The organism is Salimicrobium halophilum, from assembly GCF_900100295.1.
In the GTDB taxonomy this organism is placed as follows: Bacteria; Bacillota; Bacilli; order Bacillales; family Halobacillaceae; genus Salimicrobium; species Salimicrobium halophilum.
In genome coordinates this window covers 37,250-55,786 of sequence record NZ_FNEV01000005.1, presented here as the reverse complement: position 1 = coordinate 55,786, position 18,537 = coordinate 37,250, and the positions used below count along the sequence as shown (strand labels likewise).

Annotated in this window: 19 protein-coding genes and 1 riboswitch; of the genes, 5 read left to right on the top strand and 14 right to left on the bottom strand. The window is 45.4% G+C overall.

Annotated elements, in window-relative coordinates; translation table 11 throughout:
- Positions 1-105: 105 nt before the first annotated feature.
- The 3 genes from BLQ44_RS09090 to BLQ44_RS09080 all read left to right on the top strand — a co-directional run bounded on the left by BLQ44_RS09090 (position 106) and on the right by BLQ44_RS09080 (position 3,436).
- Positions 106-828, top strand: coding sequence for an ABC transporter ATP-binding protein (locus tag BLQ44_RS09090; RefSeq protein ID WP_093193573.1), 723 nt, complete (start codon positions 106-108; stop codon positions 826-828).
- The gene (locus BLQ44_RS09085) at positions 821-2,449 is read left to right on the top strand and encodes a putative ABC transporter permease subunit (RefSeq protein ID WP_093193572.1); all 1,629 of its coding nucleotides are present in this window, start codon (positions 821-823) and stop codon (positions 2,447-2,449) included. The genes BLQ44_RS09090 and BLQ44_RS09085 overlap by 8 nt, the downstream gene beginning before the upstream one ends.
- Before the next feature lie 96 nt (positions 2,450-2,545).
- Positions 2,546-3,436, top strand: coding sequence for a DMT family transporter (locus BLQ44_RS09080; protein ID WP_093193571.1), 891 nt, complete (start codon positions 2,546-2,548; stop codon positions 3,434-3,436).
- Between the two features lie 47 nt (positions 3,437-3,483).
- Here the strand turns inward: BLQ44_RS09080 and BLQ44_RS09075 are convergent, their stop codons facing one another.
- The gene (locus BLQ44_RS09075; protein ID WP_093193570.1) at positions 3,484-4,242 is read right to left on the bottom strand and encodes a (S)-benzoin forming benzil reductase; all 759 of its coding nucleotides are present in this window, start codon (positions 4,240-4,242) and stop codon (positions 3,484-3,486) included.
- Between the two features lie 78 nt (positions 4,243-4,320).
- Between BLQ44_RS09075 and BLQ44_RS09070 the strand changes: the two genes are divergently transcribed.
- Entirely contained in the window at positions 4,321-4,953 is a 633-nt protein-coding gene (locus BLQ44_RS09070) for a YczE/YyaS/YitT family protein (RefSeq protein WP_093193569.1), read from the top strand.
- 223 nt (positions 4,954-5,176) lie between these two features.
- On the opposite strand, the gene BLQ44_RS09065 is transcribed toward BLQ44_RS09070, so the two are convergent.
- The 10 genes from BLQ44_RS09065 to BLQ44_RS09020 all read right to left on the bottom strand — a co-directional run bounded on the left by BLQ44_RS09065 (position 5,177) and on the right by BLQ44_RS09020 (position 14,370).
- A complete protein-coding gene (locus BLQ44_RS09065) occupies positions 5,177-7,279 on the bottom strand; it encodes a TRAP transporter permease (protein WP_093193568.1) in 2,103 nt (700 codons plus the stop codon).
- Positions 7,276-7,785, bottom strand: coding sequence for a DUF1850 domain-containing protein (locus BLQ44_RS09060; protein ID WP_093193567.1), 510 nt, complete (start codon positions 7,783-7,785; stop codon positions 7,276-7,278). Before BLQ44_RS09060 ends, BLQ44_RS09065 begins: the two co-directional genes overlap by 4 nt.
- Before the next feature lie 89 nt (positions 7,786-7,874).
- The gene (locus BLQ44_RS09055) at positions 7,875-8,864 is read right to left on the bottom strand and encodes a TAXI family TRAP transporter solute-binding subunit (RefSeq protein ID WP_093193566.1); all 990 of its coding nucleotides are present in this window, start codon (positions 8,862-8,864) and stop codon (positions 7,875-7,877) included.
- 205 nt (positions 8,865-9,069) lie between these two features.
- Complete coding sequence (locus tag BLQ44_RS09050; RefSeq protein ID WP_093193565.1) at positions 9,070-9,513, bottom strand: hypothetical protein; 444 nt, start codon at positions 9,511-9,513, stop codon at positions 9,070-9,072.
- Between the two features lie 79 nt (positions 9,514-9,592).
- Positions 9,593-10,477 (bottom strand): D-amino-acid transaminase, encoded by an 885-nt coding sequence (gene dat / locus BLQ44_RS09045; RefSeq protein WP_093193564.1) that lies wholly within the window; start codon positions 10,475-10,477, stop codon positions 9,593-9,595.
- A 126-nt stretch (positions 10,478-10,603) separates the two neighbouring features.
- Positions 10,604-11,227, bottom strand: a complete 624-nt coding sequence (locus BLQ44_RS09040) for a queuosine precursor transporter (RefSeq protein ID WP_093193775.1) — start codon at positions 11,225-11,227, stop codon at positions 10,604-10,606.
- A 40-nt stretch (positions 11,228-11,267) separates the two neighbouring features.
- On the bottom strand, positions 11,268-11,759 hold the full coding sequence (queF, locus tag BLQ44_RS09035) for a preQ(1) synthase (RefSeq protein ID WP_407690371.1): 492 nt from the start codon (positions 11,757-11,759) through the stop codon (positions 11,268-11,270).
- 70 nt (positions 11,760-11,829) lie between these two features.
- Positions 11,830-11,876: riboswitch (PreQ1 riboswitch) on the bottom strand.
- Positions 11,877-11,934: 58 nt separating this feature from the next.
- Positions 11,935-13,158, bottom strand: coding sequence for a SpoVR family protein (locus tag BLQ44_RS09030; RefSeq protein ID WP_093193562.1), 1,224 nt, complete (start codon positions 13,156-13,158; stop codon positions 11,935-11,937).
- A 132-nt stretch (positions 13,159-13,290) separates the two neighbouring features.
- Entirely contained in the window at positions 13,291-13,842 is a 552-nt protein-coding gene (locus tag BLQ44_RS09025; protein ID WP_093193561.1) for a YhcN/YlaJ family sporulation lipoprotein, read from the bottom strand.
- A 69-nt stretch (positions 13,843-13,911) separates the two neighbouring features.
- Positions 13,912-14,370, bottom strand: a complete 459-nt coding sequence (locus BLQ44_RS09020; RefSeq protein ID WP_093193560.1) for a hypothetical protein — start codon at positions 14,368-14,370, stop codon at positions 13,912-13,914.
- A gap of 328 nt (positions 14,371-14,698) precedes the next feature.
- Here BLQ44_RS09020 and BLQ44_RS09015 point away from each other — a divergent pair, with 328 nt between their 5' ends.
- Positions 14,699-15,421, top strand: coding sequence for an SDR family oxidoreductase (locus BLQ44_RS09015; RefSeq protein WP_093193559.1), 723 nt, complete (start codon positions 14,699-14,701; stop codon positions 15,419-15,421).
- An 83-nt stretch (positions 15,422-15,504) separates the two neighbouring features.
- Here BLQ44_RS09015 and BLQ44_RS09010 read toward each other — a convergent pair whose 3' ends face one another.
- From BLQ44_RS09010 to BLQ44_RS09000, 3 genes are all read right to left on the bottom strand, one after another.
- Complete coding sequence (locus BLQ44_RS09010) at positions 15,505-16,680, bottom strand: anti-sigma-I factor RsgI family protein (RefSeq protein WP_093193558.1); 1,176 nt, start codon at positions 16,678-16,680, stop codon at positions 15,505-15,507.
- Complete coding sequence (gene sigI, locus BLQ44_RS09005; protein ID WP_093193557.1) at positions 16,677-17,414, bottom strand: RNA polymerase sigma factor SigI; 738 nt, start codon at positions 17,412-17,414, stop codon at positions 16,677-16,679. The genes BLQ44_RS09010 and sigI overlap by 4 nt, the downstream gene beginning before the upstream one ends.
- A 219-nt stretch (positions 17,415-17,633) precedes the next feature.
- Positions 17,634-18,425 (bottom strand): S1 family peptidase, encoded by a 792-nt coding sequence (locus BLQ44_RS09000; RefSeq protein WP_322787525.1) that lies wholly within the window; start codon positions 18,423-18,425, stop codon positions 17,634-17,636.
- Positions 18,426-18,537: the final 112 nt, after the last annotated feature.

Below are 18,537 nucleotides of genomic sequence, written 5' to 3'. Positions count from 1 at the left end.
TCATTTTGAACAATTATTCCATTACTTATATTATAATATCCGGGCGAGAATTGAAACCATCGCCTACGTAAATCGTATTATTTAGGGAAGAGAAAGGAGTCTTCTATGATTACAATCACCGATATCACTAAAGATTATGGCGGAAAAACCGCTGTACATAACCTCAATCTCCATGTTCCGGACGGGAAAATATTCGGGTTTCTCGGACCTAATGGAGCAGGGAAATCGACGACGATCAAAATGATGACCGGCGTCCTCCCGATGGACACAGGACATATCGTCATTAACGGTGCAGATATAACAGAGGAGCCGCTGAAGGCGAAACGTCAATTCGGATACGTTCCGGATAAATCGGATTCCTTCCTTAGACTGAAAGGGAGAGAGTACTTGAATTTCATTGCAGATCTCTACGGCGTGACAGAAGAAAAGCGGAAAGAGCGAATCGCCTACTATACGGAGGAACTTGAAATCCACGATGCGCTCGAGGACCAGATTCATACGTATTCACACGGCATGCGCCAAAAAGCCGTCCTCTGTGGTGTTCTGCTGCATCAACCGGACGTCTGGATCCTGGATGAGCCGCTCACCGGACTCGATCCTAAATCGGCGCACACATTAAAGAAACTGATGAGAGAACAGGCGGATGCCGGAAAAACCGTCTTCTTCTCCTCTCACGTTCTCGAAGTGGTAGAACAATTGTGTGATGAAGTGGCGATCATCGACAAGGGGACCCTCCGCTTCCAGGGAGACATGCATGAACTGAAAGAAGAATTCCGGGAAGGAAGAAACCTGGAAAGCCTGTTCCTGGAGCTGACCGGAGATGCGTAACGCTTATCTTTTGATGGAGATCATGGTCAAAATGGAGTTCTTACGGAAGGAAAAAGGAGGGGTGTGGCGAGGGCTTTTCCTTGTGCTTGCTATACCGTTCGCTATTTTATTATATAATCTGTTCTATGCTTTATTCAAAGATATGTACCAGACGCTTGCCGTCACAGGAAACGAAACCGCGTTACTCGGCTTGATCTTTCTCATGATGACCGTTCTTTTTATCTTCACAGGGTTCGTCCCGGCTATCAACTCCTTTTATTTATCAGAAAATGTGGAAGCCTATCTCCCTTTACCACTGAAGCCTTATCAGATTATGTTAGGGAAGGCCGCTAACCCTTTATTGACGATATATCTGTGGAATTTGACCATTACTGCTCCCTTATTGCTTATGTATATGCTTCAGGCCGATAGCGGAGTCGTCTTTTTCCTTTATGTGATTGTCATCTGGGCAACACTTCCGATTCTTCCTTTCGTGCTGCTTAGTACCTTACTGATGATTGTGATGCGGTTTATCAACATTTCGAAGTATAAAGACCGGGCGAAAGCGATGGGAGGTATTCTTTCTTTTCTATTCATTCTCGGCATCAATATCGTAATACGACAGGACAACGGGGGTAATGATGAAGATGTACTTACTCCTATGTTACAGGAAGGCGGGTTGCTTTCTTATATTACGACATATGTTCCGAATGCAGAACTTGCAGCTGTCGCTCTGGGTAACCCCTTATCGCTGCAAGGACTTCTGGCTTTCGTCGGATTTCTAAGTATAACGGTTCTTGGCATATTTTTCTTTCTGTATTTCAGTGAAAAACTGTACTTCAAGGGAGTACGGGGGCTATCCGGAGGTAATCGTTCTTCGTCCTCTGACAAGAAACGGGGAAGCAAACAGCAGAGCATTTTCCTCACACTGAGTTTCCGGGATATCAAAACGATCATCCGCACCCCTGTGTTCTTCACCCAGATCATCGGTCATCAGTTCTTCGCTCCTCTGTTTTTACTCGTATTGCTTTTCCTTGAAAGCAACTCCTTCTCTTTCTGGAGAGCGGGAGCTGACGACCTGAATGGAAATGCTGTACTCGCCATTCTTCTCGGGTTTTCCGCGGTCATCGGAGCGACGAGCACAGCATCAACAAGTTCCTTCTCGAGAGAGGGTCAGACGCTTGCGCACTTCCGTTACGTTCCAGTGACTTTCGAACAGCTTCTTTACAGTAAAGTGGCTGTAGCATGGACGGTGCCTGCACTGGCTATGAGTTTATTCGGTGTCGCATTCCTGGTCTTTGTACCTTTGCCGCTTATATTATGGGTGAGCTGGCTTCTCTTCTCTTATATGATCCTGTTTGTCACTACTTTGATAGGAGTGGCCCTTGATACTGATAATCCGAAGCTCCACTGGTCCAGCGAAGAAGAAGTGTTTCAGCATCGACTCATCAATCTGCTTCTATTACTGTTCGCGGCTTTCGCTTTTGCACCGATGCTCCTTTTATTATGGAAACTTCCTTATATGGAGCACCTTTTGGTTTCCCTGCCATTCGTTTTTATTGCGCTATCTCTCTATAGCTATATCGGAACAAGGATACTGAAAAAACGGGCACGCCTTTCCTTTGAACGGATGAGCGGATGACCTGTCAGAAGAAGCAAATCCCTTTCCATTCTTCCTGTTTTGTACTAGGATAGTAAAAGTGATTTTTCGACAGGCTAGAAACAGGAGGGACGAGCCATGTCCGATCGAAATAAAGGAATCTTACTACTACTAATTTCAGCTCTCGGATTTTCGATGATGGGAGCTTTCGTAAAATTATCGGGGGATGTGCCCACTACTCAGAAAGCATTCTTCCGTAATATCGTCGCTGCAGCTATTACACTCGGTTTCGTTCTGAAGCATAAAGAGCGGGTCTTCGGAAAGAAAGAGAACCAGAAACTTCTTCTATCCAGGTCTGCTCTTGGTGCCGTCGGAATCGTTCTTAATTTCTACGCCATTGACAACCTGGTATTGTCGGACGCCGAGATGCTCAATAAGCTGAGCCCGTTCATTCTGATCATTTTCTCTGCCATCTTTTTGAAGGAGCATGCAAGAAGATATCAGATCATTTCCATCATTGTCGCATTCATCGGGACGTTATTCATTATTCAGCCCGAGTTTTCAGTGGAAATCATCCCTTATATCGTCGGTGTGCTTGGTGCGGTCTTTGCAGCCGGTGCCTATACGATGCTGAGGGTCCTGGGGAATAAAGAGAAACACTATACAGTCGTGTTCTATTTCTCTTTCTTTACAACCGTCCTTTTACTACCGTTTACGATTTTCTTCTACGAGCCGATGAGTCTGACTCAGTGGGTCTTCCTGTTACTCGCAGGGGCATTCGCGACTGTTGGTCAATTCGGGGTGACGCTTGCCTATAAGTACGCTCCGGCAAGTGAAATCTCCATTTTCTTTTACTCCACCGTCGTTTATTCCGCCCTCTTGAGTGTCATTCTATTCGGTCAGATTCCGACACTTTGGAGCGTTCTCGGGTACGTCATCATTTTCAGCGCTTCATTTTATATGTTCTTGAAAAACAATCATGTAGCGAAACAGGAAGTCGAAAACAAAGTGAAAACCAAAACCTCGTAACAAAAAATCATCCGCTCACGGCTTTAGGGCCGGCGGATGATTTTTCATTAATACTTATCGATATAATCATAAAGCTTGTACACTTCTCCGTTTTGGATAGGTTCCTGACTCAACAGATTCTTCAATACTTCTGCCACCCGGTCCGGGGAAGTAAGCTTTCCTGACTCTTTCAACTCCCTGAACTTATCTACATCTTTGAAAGAATCTTTCGAAGCGGAGCGTATCTCTTCCTGCATTTCTGTATCCATCACTCCCGGACTGTATGCGATGATTGTGTGACCTTTTCCTCCCTGCTCTTTGGCAGTGACAGCCGTGAAGCGATTGATGGCCGCTTTTCCAGCGCTATATACGCTCCACCCTTCCGTGGTCTTCTCTGCAGCTCCTGAAGTGATATTCACAAGTGTCAGAGGAACTTCCCATTCGTCAGCGAGACCGAGAATGTAATTGGAAAATAAAATAGGTACGGAGACATTCAGCCTGACATGTCGATCTACGGTAGGTATATCAAGGCTCCCTACTCTTTCTATAGGCTCGACCATCCCGGCATTGTTGATCAGCGTAAGTGATTCGACTTCTTCTCGTTGAAGCAGGTTATGAATGGAAGCAAGGGTGTTGTTCGTTTCTGCTTCATCCGTCAGATCACACTCGAAATGATTATAAGAAACATAGTTATCCTTGGCGACCTTCTCTAATTCTTCATTGTACGTACGGGAAATCCCCAGGATATGATTCCCATCTTCGAGCCAACGTTTAGCAGCTGACTCTCCAAGTCCTTTCGAATCTCCGGTAATTATGACAAAATTCATGTTCTTCTCCTCCTCTTTCCTTTACATTTTTCTTGCAAATAAGTATGCTATTATCAGCTAATCTTAAAGGAGTCGTCTATGGTCTATTTCGTTTTAGCATTGATATATACAGCAGGGCTTCTCGTTTCGAGTCTTGGACTCGCCCTGATCATCAAGTCCAACCTGGGTGCAGGTCCCGGCGACAGCATCGCTGTAGGATTATCTTATCACACACCTGTTACGGTCGGAACGTTCATGATTATCGCATTCGCGATTCTCGTCATCGTCAATGCGATTGTAGAGAAAAAACGACCTCAGTATGAATCACTGATTCCTAGCATTATTCGGGGACGTACACTAGATATTTTCCTTTATGGCTCCCTCGAAAACGTAAATCCTGAAACTTGGTATATGCAGGCGTTGATTTTCGCCATCGGAATCCTGGCTACCGCTGTCGGCATTTCGTTCTATTTGCGCACGCCATTCCCCCGGATTCCTCTCGATCATTTCATGATGGTCATGAACACGAAGACGAAGCAGTCGAAAGGCGTCGTCCGGAACCTGATGGAAGGGGCTATGGCACTGACCGGTTACTTGTTAGGTGGTCCGGTAGGCGTAGGGACAGTGCTCGTCGTATTTTTACTCGGTCCTCTCATCCAGTGGTCTTTTCCTTTGGCGCGACCAGTCGCCTTTTTATGGACAGATGCACAAAAAGCAAGGGACGCAGAATAATTTTCTGCATCCCTTGCTTTTTTATAATCTCTCAGAAACACTTTCCATTTATGCGGTGAGTTTCAGTAAATCCCAGGGAGAACTATCGCATAAACATTTTAATGAGATAGTTACCAGTGATTGAAAACGGAAAGTATTCCATTGCTACTTTCACGAGATGCTTTCGACTTTCGAATTGTGCAAAAACACCTCTTAAACCATTCACAAACGATTTGTTTCTTGTCTACTTGGCAGGTTCACGGTTCGGTCTGCTGACAGGGACACCGAGCTGGTCCTTTTTGACAAGGAACTGCAGGGCAAGCAGAATGACGAATACACTCAAACCGATGATATCACTCCACAACCCTGGATAAATGAGTGTCAATCCGCCCAGAACAGCTGGAATCCGTTCATACCATTCCACTTTTCTGAACCAGTATCCGATCAGACCGGCGCCGATCGCCATCATACCGGAAATGGCGGTGAAGAGAATCCAGGAAACTTCTCCGATATTCGTGTCGATCATCAGTAGTTCCGGCGATAGTACGAACATATAAGGTATGATAAACGCGGCAATCGCCAGCTTGGCCGCATTCACCCCGGTCCGTATCGGTTCCGAAGAAGCGACCCCGGATGCCGCGAATGCTGCAAGAGCTACCGGCGGCGTGATGTCCGCGATGATTCCGAAATAGAACACGAACAAGTGAGCCGCGAGATCAGGGACTCCCAGAAGAATGACGGCAGGTGCCGCAATCGTCGAAGTGATGACGTAGTTAGCCGTCGTCGGGGATCCCATCCCTAGGATGATCGCTGCTACCATCGTAAAGAATAGCGTAATCAGGATCTGCCCGTCCGCGAGCGATACAAGACTGTTCGCCATCTTCAGACCGAGGCCGGTCTTCGTAACGACCCCGACGATGATACCGGCAGCGGCTGTAGCTGCAACGACCCCGAGAGCCGTTCTTGCACCATCGACCAGCGCCTCGATGGAATCCGTGAAGTTTCCATCAAAGAAGTAACTGACGACGATCGTGACAATCGTAGCAGCTACAAGCGAATTCAGTATGGAGAATCCGCCCTGAGTCATGCTGTAGATGCCGAACCCTACGAACCCTGCGGCAAAAGCGATCAGGTAAATCTTCCTGAACTTCTCCTCCCGCAGCAGGCCGACGAGTATCACCGTCAGAATTCCGTAAAGAGCAGAACGCATGACACTCAGTCCACTAGCAAGGAACACGACGGTGGCAACGATAGGAAGCAATAGGTACAGCTTCTTCAATACTTCTTTCTTATCCGGAATATCTTCCTCCGGAAGTCCGCTGAGGCCCGTTCGCTTAGCTTCGAAGTGAGTCATGATCCAAATACCGGTGAAATAAAGGATTGCAGGAATCAGAGCCGCTTTGGCAATCGACCAGTAGTCGATACCGATGAACTCGATCATCAGAAAGGCGGCTGCACCCATGATGGGCGGCATCAATTGTCCCCCGGTGGAAGCGGCAGCTTCTACCCCACCTGCAAATTCACGACGGTAGCCGAGTTTTTTCATCATCGGGATGGTGAAAGACCCGGATGTAACAACGTTCGCTACCGAACTACCGCTGATCGTTCCCTGTAGAGCACTCGAGAAAATAGCTACTTTCGCAGGTCCCCCGGTCCTTCTTCCTGCCAGGGCGACCGCCAGATCATTGAAATACTGGCCTACTCCCGTCTTGACGAGAAACGCACCGAACAACAGGAATAAAAAGATGAAGGTCGAGGATACGGCGATCGGTGTGCCGAGAATCCCCTCTGTCGTGAAGAACATAGCCTGCACGAGATTATCGAGATCCACTCCCCGGTGGACAAGGAAACCAGGCATCTGCCTTCCCCAATAAGCATAAGCGAGGAACAAAATCGCTATGACGGTGATGGGTATGCCGACAGCTCTTCTTGTGGCTTCGAGTACAAGCACGACAGCCAGCACTCCAACATAGAAATCGAGCTGTGTCATATCACCTGCACGAAGAACGATGTCTTCGTAAAATAATGGCCAGTATAATCCGACGCCTGCTCCTAATATGGAGAGGCTGATATCATACCATCCGATTTTTCCTTTATCCCTGTTTTTTCTTGTTGCGGGATACAAAAGGAAAATGAGAACGAGACCAAAACCGACGTGAACAGATCGCAAAATCTGTGCCTGTATCGGATAAACGGTTGATGTCAATAATTGAAACAGAGAAAACGCAAGCAATAATACGAATACCACTTTCGCTATCTTACCGGATAACTTTCGGACACTGGAATCCGGGTCGTATTTCTCCATCACTTCCTGTTGTTTTTCTATCGCTTCATTTTTTTCACTCACTTGAGTTCCACTCCTCTCCACAACTCCCAATAAGATACTCGTTTCGGTTCTATTCGCACCCAGGATCCTGCCTCGATGGTGTCCTTCAATAAGTGGGAACGACCTTTATAATTGATCGTATGTTCAGCTTCCACTTGCCCGATATTCAAATCCAGACTGGAATGACTTCCCTGAAGATCGGAAATGTAATATTTCCCGTTTTTCATTTCAAACGTTTCTCCTTCGCCTGCATTGGAAGGCATTCCAATAGCTGTGTCTTCGTAGATGAGCCGGACAGGGTCCAGCATGTCTTTCTGCAATTCATATTCTTCCACGACTTCGGATAGGTGGACAGAGTGGATGAATTGCAATTGAAAGTGATCACTTTCCGATACAGGCAAAAAATACAATTCTTCTTTTTCAGGCATAGGTTCAATCGCCAGGATATAGTGAGACGGGGAGAAGATCCACCACCAGCCGGCGATTCCTGACACGACAATGAGTGCGATAATCCCAAATTTCTTCATATCTCATACCTTCCTATAGAGAAGAAAAGGGACTGTATCGGACAGTACCCTGTCTGACAGTCCCTTTCTTATTACCCTATAGCTATTTTTTATTGTTCATCGTAATACTTCTGCGCTCCCGGGTGAAGTTCGATTCCTACACCTTCCTGAGCACTTTCAGCAGTGATCTGTTCACCTTTATCATGCTGGACCTGATCCGTGTTCTCGAAGATCGCTTTCGTCATATTGTAGACGAGGTCTTCGCTCAAGTTGGAATCTGTCACGAGCATCGCCTGAACAGCGACTGTGCTCACTTCAGACTCAAGTCCATAAGTGCCCTCGGCGATTCTGTCCTGGGCATAGTAGCCATACTCATCGATCAATTCCTGAACCTTCTCTTCTGTAACAGGAACGATGTTCACGTCGGAAGTCGCAGCAAGGCTTTCTACCGCACCTGTAGGCGTACCGGATGTGATGAACGCTGCATCAATCGTGCCATCCTGGATACCGGAAGTGGAATCATCGAAAGCAAGGTTACGCGCTTCAATATCATCTTCGATGGAAAGGCCATGGATATCAAGGATGTTGTTGGCATTGGCACGTGTACCTGAACCTACAGCTCCTACAGAAACGACTTTCCCTTCAAGATCTTCTACGGATTCGATACCTGTATCCGCTGTCGTTACGATTTGGATCGTCTCAGGATAAAGCGTACCGATCGCCTGAAGATTTTCTACAGGCTCTTCGAACATAACCTCTCCATTCTTCGCATAAGAAGCGATGTCTGTCTGAGTAAATGCAAGCTGTCCATCTCCATCACGCATGGACTTCATGTTTTCAACGGATGCACCTGTGGATGTTGCGTTCGCTTCTACATTATCAAGTTCACTGTTAAGAATGTTCGCAAAAGCTCCACCTAGCGGGTAGTATGTACCCTGTGTCCCACCAGTAAGAATCTGAACGAATTCCGTACCGCCTTCACTGCTTCCTTCTCCGTCTCCGGAGTCTTCACCGCTATTATCCGCTGTACCGCCTCCGCAGGCAGCAAGAATAACGGAAAGCGCTGTCACAAGCAAGATTGATAACCAACCTTTTTTCATAAAAAAACCCTCCTATAATAAAATGATTAAACCGCTCATTTCGAGGTATAAACGGTTGAGCAAATAAAAAATATAGTCACCGATTCCAAATGGTAGACGTCGGCAACAAGCAATATTCTACACGAAATTGCACCAGTTTAAAAGTATTTTTTTCGGTGAAACCGCACACACGAAATAAGAGATAATCTTCTGAATATTCGACGATTCACTCATCCCACGTGAGCGCCCATAAACCATTCCTTTCGAGCTTCTCTTCCACCTTCTGTTCTATCTGCAACTGCTTCTGTACTTCCTCTTCAGAAAGGGGGCGGTTCAGAATTTCTTCTCCGAGTTCGTCCACCATTTCTTTCTGAGTCAATTTTTCGATCAATTGATCCCAGAAACTGTGCTCTTCGTATTCCTGAATGTACTTCTCCATCCAACCGTTCTCTGTTTCCTGATTTACTTCATACACATCAGCAAACGACTGATACTCCACTTCTCCCTGAGGATCAGTTTCATGATACTTACTAAGAACGAGGTTACGTACTTCTTCGAATTCTTCGTCCAACTCCTGTTTCGGATAATTCACTACCCATGTAGATAGAAACATGGAGGCTACCATGGTACGAAGTTGGTCTTTCGTGATTTCCAATGTATGATACGTCACACTCTTCCCTCCTTTGTTTGATTATACTATTTTTTCCTTTCCAATCCTATACAATTACACATAAAAAAACCATATTCCTCTAAGACTCGTTCTTAGAGAACAACGATTTCTCTGTTCGGATGCCTGCGTCCTCTTCGTACAGACGCTGTAGCTCTCTCGTTATCCTTCCTGGCTCTCCATCTCCGACAGTGACAGTATCGACTTTCAGAACAGGAAGGATTTCAGCCGTACTGCTCGTCATGAATACCTCATCCGCATACGCGATATCCTCCACCTGAAACGCCTCTTCGATGAATGGAATCTGATGCCTGTTACATAATTCTTCGATTTTCATGCGGACGCACCCGCCGAGGATACGTTTCGTCGCAGGATGGGTATAAACCTTCCCGTTCCTGACGAGATAAGCATTCGAGGAACTTCCTTCCGTAACCAGACCGTTTTTATGGAGAATGGCTTCCTGGGCATCGTTCTCTTTGGCTTCCTGCTTGGCTATGACGTTCGGAAGGAGGTTCAGGCTTTTGATATAGCACCATTCCCATCTTATATCTTCAAGGGTTATCGTGTTGATCCCATTACGCATCAAGTCCGTATTCCGGGAGAAATCTTTCACATACGCATACAGGTTAGCGCCTGTATTCAATGGGAATTCGTGATTCCTCGGTGCAGACCCTCTCGTCACCTGCAAGTATAGCTTAGCGTCCGAAACTACACCGTTCTTCTTCAACAATTGATCGAGGTAGTCATACAGATCCGCTTCGGAAAACGGCGGATAGATTTTTATCGCTGCCATAGAACGATACAGACGCTCCACATGCTCCTTTAAGAGATAATACCTTCCTTCATAGATACGGATGACTTCATAAACCCCGTCCCCGAATTGCAAACCTCTCTCTTCGAAGGGATACGTCAGCTCTTCCTTTTGTACGAATCCTTTTTCGGTCAACATTACATCATAAAGTCCCATTCCTTCTCCTCCTTCTGCTCTTCGTAGTTGTACCTCCCAGTTTACCAGAAGAGAAGCACCTGCACAGGGTATTTTTACTCTAAAGAGCAACTTCCCTGTTCTGATTCTATTATGAAAAAGAGAACGTTATGCGGCACGTTCGTATGGCTGCTTTTCCTTCTTCGCCATTCTGACGAGCAAGTAAGTGATCGGCGTATCGACGATAGCCACAATAAGTTTAAATACATATTGAGTAACTGCCATGCCTATCAATACTGTGAGTGGTACCGTGCCGGCGAAAGCCACTGTTATGAAGATGAACGTGTCCACCAATTGACTGCTCGCTGTAGACACATTATTACGAAGCCACAGCTTACGGGAACCATGTTTCTTTTTCAGGCCATGGAAAAGGGAAACGTCCAGATGCTGACTCACCAGGTAGGAAAGAAGACTTGCAACCATCACCCGGAAACTCCCTCCCAGTATCGTCGAAAACTCTTCCTGAGCACCGAATACGGGAGCGGCCGGAAGTTCAATCGCTATCAATATGAACACAAGCACGACAAGCTGAGTGAAGAAGCCGGCCTGGACCGTCTGTCTTGCCGCATCTTTCCCATATACTTCTCCGATGACATCCGTTATTATATACGTCACCACATAAACGATTACCGCTGCCGGCAGCACGAACTCCCCTATACTGAATAATTTCACACCGAGTATATTGGAGACCACAAGCAATCCTACGAACAGCGCATTCAAATATAAAAGCATCATTCTTAACCCTTTCTTCTTTTAGAGAAAATATATAGTGTTACCTGTTATCCACCTTTTCAGGGTATAGATCGTGATTCATCATACGGTAATCCGCCATTTCTTCATATTTCGTCCCCGGCCTCCCGTAGTTACAGAACGGATCGATGGAGATTCCGCCGCGGGGAGTGAATTTCCCCAGTACTTCGATATACCTCGGTTCCATAAGTTCGATGAGATCGTTCATGATGATGTTCATACTGTCCTCGTGAAAATCTCCATGGTTGCGGAAGCTGAACAAGTAAAGCTTCAGTGATTTACTCTCCACCATTCTCTCATCCGGAATGTACTTGATATAGACCGTTCCGAAATCAGGCTGGTTCGTCTTCGGACAAAGGGTCGTGAATTCCGGACAGTTGAACTTTACGAAATAGTCGCGATTCGGATGTTTATTGTCGAACGTCTCGAGTACTTCAGGTGTATAATCAAAAGAATACGCGGTATCCTGACTTCCAAGCAGGGACAGATCTTTCAATTCTTCATCTCTTTTCATGAAAATTCTCCTTTAACGATATGTAGTATTTACTATAAAAAAAACCACATCCTAAGGGATATGGCGTCATACATCCTTAGTTTTTTAAAGAGGGTTTCGGCTAAGAACCTCTCCCGAAGCGGGGTATTCCGTTTTTCCAATCAAGTATATCATCCGTTCCCTGCATGTCAATAAGTCAGATGTATCGCTTCGTTACGTCTCCTCCTCCACTTGAAAAAACGACCTCCCGATCATCGATGACCGTCTCGATATGGACCGTTCGTCCCCACAGTTCATAGATGTAGGGAATCGTCTTTTCGAGATAGGATACGTCAAGCTCTATCCCCTCGAATGCATGCCTGATATAAAGCTCCCCGTTTTTACAATAGTCTCCGTCTTCGACGACAAGATAGGGGAAACCACCGTTCACCCTCATATCAATCAATTCGTCCCGAACGGATTCCCATTGTTTTTCTACGATTTCATACTTGTCATCCTGCTTTTGGAATAAATAGAGGTCCTCTTCCTCCACGATCTCCTTCGTCAGGTAATTCCTGAGGAAAGATGTATCAGATTCGACTTCCCTCACCTCGAATACTTTCTCACGCCCGTACCTTTCATCTATGTCTTCGAAAATCCGGAGACCGAGGCGGTAAGGGTTTATCGAAGTCTGTTGCGGAGAAATGACCCCTGCATGAAGTTTAGCGAATTCAACCGTTTCCTCTTCTGTAAGATCAAGCTCCCGCATGATACGCAAATGCCAAAAGCTCGCCCAGCCTTCATTCATGATTTTCGTTTCCATCTGAGGCCAGAAGTAAAGCATCTCTTCCCTCATCATCGTAATGATATCCCTTTGCCAATCCTTAAGGTATCTGCTGTTCTCCTGGATGTAATACAACAGGTCTTTATCCGGCAGTTCCTTATCTTTTTCCTTTCGAGGGTAAGGATCTATGTGTTCCTGGATGGATAGAACAGCATCGAGAAACTGCTCCACTTCATCCTTTCCATATTCGTACTCATACGCCTGTATCCGCTCCGCCGTCGCCGCCATACTAGTCACCATTTCCCGGTTCGTTCTGCCATAGTACGCATTGTTCTTGAAGAAGTCCGAATGACCAAGTACGTGGGCAGCGATCATCTTATTCTGCACAAGACTGTTCGAATTTAGTAAATACGCGTAGCATGGATCAGAATTGATTACCAGTTCATAAATTTTGCTTAACCCAAGGTCGTATTGCACTTTCATTTTATGGTACTGCTTACCGAAGCTCCAATGGGAAAAGCGTGTCGGCATGCCATAAGCTCCGAATGTATATATCGCATCATCCGGACATATTTCATATCGCATCGGAAAATAATCAAGGCCGAAGTCGTCCGCAATCTCCGTAATTTCTTCAATCGCCTGTACAAGTTTTTCCATGGTAGTTCCCCTCCTGCTTCCACTATATGAAGCAGACTTCCTGAAAATGAGATACCTTGCTCCCTCCTCACTAATTAAGAACAGCTCCCGAACTGTTCCATCGACAGTCGAGAGCTGCTCATCTGAAAGTTCTTATCCACGGTCTGCATCCGGGAAGATGCGGTCGACCATTTCTCCGAATTGACGGGCGAACCCTTCCATCGGCTCCCCATTATCTACATCATCTGCATATTGGTTCGTCAAGTCGACAAAATCAGGGTTCGATGACACGTAGACATGATCGACGTCCTGATCGACACTTTTGACGATTTTTATGATCTGCTGTTCCACCTGATCGGAGACATTTTCGTCGCCGCCTTCATTGTCGATTTCGGCAGCTACATAGGCGTTGTTATCTGTCTTCAGGACAGATGCGCCTTCCACACTTTTGACATCCTGTTCAATTTTATCAGCGGCTTTATCTGCAAGCTGATAATTATTATCACCTGCGTTCGTACGGTCGAGATCCGTATCCGCCCGATTATTCCCGTTATTCGTATCGGTCAAATCGTCGGCCATACGTTCGAACCTGGTGTTTTCTACACCTTGATAGCCCGCGTCATTGTCCGTGGCCTGTTGATCGGCCTGACATGCCGTCAGAGCTGAAAGGGACAAGAGTCCAATCATCGGTATTTTCCAATTCATTCCTACACCTCCTAAGCAGCTTGTGCTTAGTTTGAGCGCGGAAGAAAGAAATATACTTTACAAAAAAAGCTAAAACGGAAGCATCCAGATAATATGTATTATGATGACATAAACGATTTGTATACTCTGAACGAACAACATGGAAATCGGCATCAGCGCCTGTTTCCCTTCTGTTTTTCCTATGGAAAATCGAAGCAGCACGCTACTGGCAACTGCTACAATATAATACACGAGGAACCAGACCCATCCATGATCCATCGTGGCATCAAACCCGATTTCATAAGCGATTCCGATCATGAGCCAACTGCCCAAAAAAGCGACCGGAGCAATATATAACCATTTTTGAGATGGAATCTTGACCCATCCCCAGATAGAAAAAGCAAGAGTCACTACACCGAACACTTCGCTAAGAATGACAAAAACCCTTTGAACCGTATCAGTGTTCAGCGTCACTACACTTAGAATCACAAATATCCCGAACAAAGAAACGCCTGCAACGACCAGCCACAGCCAGTTCTTTTCCTTCATACGTTAGTCTCCCCCTCACTCATACAAACTTCATTCATTATATCACAGGAAATCCGACATTTTCCTTATTTTCTTCCCCTTACTATTTATTGACTAAACCTCGTTTTTCCCTAACCGTGACAAGCCTTCCATTTGCGGGAGGAAGTGTCACTCATGAATCGCTCTCCACTATTATTTGATACATTGTAATGATAAAATGAAGGTATTCTGAGTTAACGATTACAAGCCTGCTACAAGTGACATGATAAGGCAGAACGGAGTCCGTAAAAATTAGAGCTACTGAAAAATTATTTTTGATAACAATCCAAGGAGTAGGAGGAACAAAGGTATGAATAATGAAGTAGTCGTAATCACTGGAGCTTCCCGAGGGATTGGGAGAGCTGCTGCTTTCCACTTTGCCAAAGCAAGAGCTAAACTTACGATTATCGGGAGTTCTGATGACATTCACGACACGAAGGCTTCGCTAGAAGAAGCCGGATTCCCGGAAGTTGTGGCATTGACAAGAGATGTAACGAGCGAGGAGGAAATTGAACAAGCCATCCATTCCACTCTTAATACGTATGGTCGTATTGATACACTCATTAACAATGCAGGAGTAGGGAAATTTCAACCTGTCGAAGAAGTGACACTCGAAGAATGGAAGAAAACGTTCGAAATCAACGTGCAGGGTGTGTTTCTTGCTACGAAAGCTGTACTTCCGCAAATGAAGAAACAGAAATCAGGTACCATCCTTACTGTGGCTTCTGATGTTTCCCGCTATACCATTCCTGAAAACGGAGCTCTTTATACTTCAACGAAATATGCCGTTCAGGGATTCATGGGTTCTATCGCCCAGGAACTGAAACCATTCGGAATCAGAGCCGGCACCATCAATCCAGGGATGACGGACACCTATTTCGCAGGCGGTACGGAAGGGGACGAATCCAAGAAAGACTGGCTAAAGCCGGATGATGTTGCAGCAGGACTCCTTCATATGGCTTCCGCTCCGAAACACATGCAAATCGATGAAATGCACCTTCACCCGATGATCCAGGACTACCCGCGCACCTGACAATACCATAGACATCAAAAAGAAAGCCTCCCGGAAAAATTGCACCCGTGAGGCTTTCTATTATTATAATGAACAACGGGATATCAATTATGGGGAGGACCATTCCCTTTTCCATTGCTACTCGGATGATCTTTCCCTTTGTTGCCGGGATGGTTTTCCCCTTTCTTACTCGGATGATCTTCCCCTTCAGTTGGAGGACCGTGGCCATTTCCATTATTACCCGGGTGATCTCCATTCTTTGAAGGTGGACCGTTTCCGTTTCCATTGTTGTTCTCCGGTTGTTTCTCTTCTTTCGAACGGTCTTTCCCTTTTGAATCGGGTTCAGGAGTCGTTTTTCCCTTGTTTTCCTTTTCTACGGAAGAAGAATTCGCTTTCGATGGCGATGTCTCCCGCTTCTGTTCCTCGGCATCAGATGACTGCTTAGCAGGTACTTCCTCTCTATCAGTCGAAGGCTGCTCGGTAGATTCTTGAGTTGGATTCTTTTCCTTCTCTCCATCTTCTTTCGCAGGAGTCGATTCCTCCGTTGTAGTGTCCTTCAGCTTTTCGGAATCATCATCTTTTTGAAAAAAGGAACGGATCAGTTCCCGATCGTCTTCTTCGAGGTCAATCATCTTTCTGTCATTGTCCATTCGCTCATTCACAACGGAATGGACGGATGTTCCTTTTTCTTCAGCTTCTTCCATCCACTCATAAGGAATGGTATAAGTAGCTACTTTGAACGAGTCGTTCGCTTTATCAAAAAACCCTTGTATTTCTTCAGAGACATCTACCTTTTTATGATCTGTAAGATAAGAAACCCCTATAAGTGCACTTTTACCATTTGATAAAAGCCCCTTTTCCTCCACAAAACGGAAAACCTTCGATGTCACCGCAGTGAGTTTTTCGCCTTCAAAATCAGGAAGGTTTGCAAGTAAAGATTTACCGTCCTCATTCATAGAACGGATAGAGATGATTTCCATATCACGATTCACTTTCGCTTCAATACTCGGATTTATATCAATGCTTACAGAAGCATATGCCTGGTTATTCCCATACCAGAAATAAGCAGGAAACATACTGAATATCATTATGATTGCTATGGTGGCTACACTTACTTTCTTATGGGTGAAAAATCCCAATGAAGGGGACGGTTTCGGTTCAAACGTCACTTCTTCCCCTACATCCGCTCCAGTGACCTTTTTTGCACGGATAAACTCTCCACGCTTCGTCATCACTATAGTAGAGCGGTATTTATGTTCCAGGACCACACCTTTCCTCACACCTTCACCCCCTTCAGATAATCTTTCAGATAAACGTAATCTCCCGATAGGATGAGTACAAGAGCGATGATATATTTACGATTCCGCTCCAGTGTTTTCTTGCTGACGTCGACTTTTGCATCAAGTTCTTTGATTGGCAACCGCCCCTTTTCAAGGACTTTCGACCGTAATGCTTTATCCTCATAAACGATATAAGCGACACGAATAGCAGATTCTCTGGCATCTGCGTGTTTAGGAGAAGCCTCTGTCACGTCCAGAAAAGTTAGTCCGAACTTTTGCAGGTGACTCTGGAATTCCTGTATTTCTTCACGTCGATACCAGGCTTCGATCTCTTCGGAGAATTTCTCTTTGGAAAGACGTACCTCCGCGGAATTTTCCATCTGTTCTTCATCTTCTTGTGTTTCATCAAGGGAGGTGAACATTACATGGGATTTCTGCTGTCGAATAAAGTCGATGATCCTTCTTTTTATAATCAGTTTCGCAAATGACAAAAATGCAGCTCCTTTGTCTTTCGCATAAGAGTCTATAGCATCATTGAAAGCGATGAGTCCAATGCTGAACTCGTCATCCTGATTAGGATCGATATATCTTTTGCATACTTCGGAAGCACATTTGGCTATAAAAGGTTGATATTTGGAAATCAGGTCATCCCGTGCTTCCTCATCGCCTTCCTGGGCAGCGATCACCTGATTGTGCAGGGAGGTGTCCTCTTTTTTAAACAGACGTCTGATCAACCTTTTTCACCCCCGACTATTAAGAATTTTCGTTGCGAGCAACGTATTTATGGTGGTCTTTATCAAAAATATTTCAATGAGATTACAGTTTCGTATCAGATGAAGCGTGTAAGGGATGTGTGTTTTCCAGAACACGACTATTGTACTGAATGGCGAAAGGACAAGCGAGTACATAGGGATTACATTTTTTTAATTTTCGATTGCAAAAAATAATCCCTTTTACTTATTCATTTCATGAAAGTAATCGATGGGAACCGCCAGACCAACTTTCCCTTCCTTATCCGTTCGAAGGGTCGCGAATACGACACCGATCACTTCCCCTTCCTCATTGATGACCGGACTTCCTGAGTTCCCTCTATAAATAGGAGCATCGAGAACCATCACTTTCTTCGACCAGTCCTTCAGGTCCCTCTTCCCTATCACTTCGCCCTCATTCGCAATACGAATGAAACGGAGAGGATTTCCGATGAACGTGATCGGGGGAGTTTCGGATATATCAGCCTCTTCCGCCAACGACAAGTGAGGAAGATCCTCGGCTTCCACTTCCAGGACTGCGAGGTCGATATCTTCATATTCCTCCACTACTTCAGCCTGGTACAATCCCTGTTCTTCAAAAGAAACAGAAATCCTCGGCTCTCCTTCGATTACATGATGATTCGTGAGAATTTTCCCACCCGGCGTATAAGCAAAGCCCGTCCCTTTGCTATCTCCAGCTTCGACGACCACGACCGATTGTTTGTATTCTCTTACGTCTTCATCCGTATACAGCTTCGCTGAGGTTATAAGAAAGTCTATAGCAGGGATAGAAAATGTCTGAGGAATAGCACTCATGACGCTGAAAAACATAGAGAACGCTATCAGCAGTATGAGCCATTTCGGAAAGGGGCGCTTCTCCTCTTTCGCCTCTTCTTTCTTCGCCCAAGCTTTTCGGCGTTCTTCTTCTATCAGTTCCAGCATTTCTTCTTCGTCAATATTTTCTTTCAGATCTTCATCCATGTCATCTTTACGCACTTGGGTTCACCTCTTTCCTTCAGTTTATCATCTTACAAGCTTTCTACATAAACAAACATTTCCCGGGAAATACTACTTGTATAATCGTCTCAATTCCCGGGAAAGGAAGCGT